Annotated in this window: 1 protein-coding gene; it reads right to left on the bottom strand. The window is 53.4% G+C overall.

From position 1 onward, the window contains the following. Positions 1-47: 47 nt before the first annotated feature. Positions 48-1,132: M24 family metallopeptidase (locus NKI18_RS33295; RefSeq protein ID WP_353022079.1), on the bottom strand; the 1,085-nt coding region annotated here is incomplete at its 5' end.

The raw sequence follows: 1,132 nt of genomic DNA, 5'->3' as shown, positions 1-1,132 counted from the left end.
ATGCCGGCGCATCGTGTGACGCTGCGCCGGCACCCTGCTTAAGAAATTCAGCTGTTTACGAGCAGATCGCGCGACATGTTGCTCAGCGACTCCGCGCCATTTTCCGTCACGCGAACGGTCTCACTGAAGATATATCCATCCGTCTTTTCAAAAATACCAATGAGGAGATGGAAGGTCATATTGGCCTGGAGTACGGATTCGTCTCCCTCCTGAAAGTTCGGTCCGCCTTCCACCCAATCGATCCCTATTGAGTATCCAATTCTAGATTCTTTTCGTACGCCGCGAGGTGCAAATTCGCGTCGAAAAGCTCGTTCCACATCGCTGCACTTAACGCCAGGGCGTATTGCTTCAAACGCAGCGAGGAACCCGTCCACGCACGCATGATGGACGTGTCGCGATCTAGCCGATGGTTCTCCTAGAAATACCGTTCGCGCCAATGCGCACGCATACCGGTGACGGAAGGCGCCTAGCTCAAAATTCGTCTGGCAGCCCGATTTGTACACCCCATCAGTCCACGTGAGATGGACTGCGTTCGCAGGAGATCCTACGTTCATGGAGATAGGACTACGGGAGGTCCAGCCCGGAAATTCCGGAGTGCCCGTGTACAGTGCATGACTTACCGCAGCGGCTACGTCGCATTCACGCGCGCCGACAGAGATTGCAAGCCTGCCGACCTGCATAGCCCTATCCACGATCTTTGCTGCCTGTTTCATGTAGGTCAGCTCAGCAGGTGATTTTATCACCTTCAACGCGGCAACCATCCCATCGGCATCGACTAACTCCGTGACGCCCAAACTCTTGCTTAATACAGCATTTCCCTTGAGTCCAAGCATCTTGCCTGACAGCTCGACCCCAATGCGCTTCGATTTGACCCTCTCACGAACAAGAGCACCAATAGGCTCCCAAGGCGTGAGCTGGCCTGAAGTGATAAATTTCTCTGGATAGCTTAGGACGCGTGAGTCTGGGAGGTATGAGCTGATAGGGCAACACAAAGTGTCCATTTCACGAAGTATGAGCCACGGATCCTCTTCATCTTGGCACACAAGAGCGAGTTGCGGAACGTAGTCGGAATAACCTTCGTAACCGGTGAGCCAATTCATGTTCGATTCAGTCAAGACAAGCAGTGCGTCGA

This window comes from Mesorhizobium sp. M0800, assembly GCF_040320095.1.
Lineage (GTDB): Bacteria > Pseudomonadota > Alphaproteobacteria > Rhizobiales > Rhizobiaceae > Mesorhizobium.
Note: the sequence above shows the minus strand (reverse complement) of the source record. Positions and strands in the feature narration are given on the sequence as shown.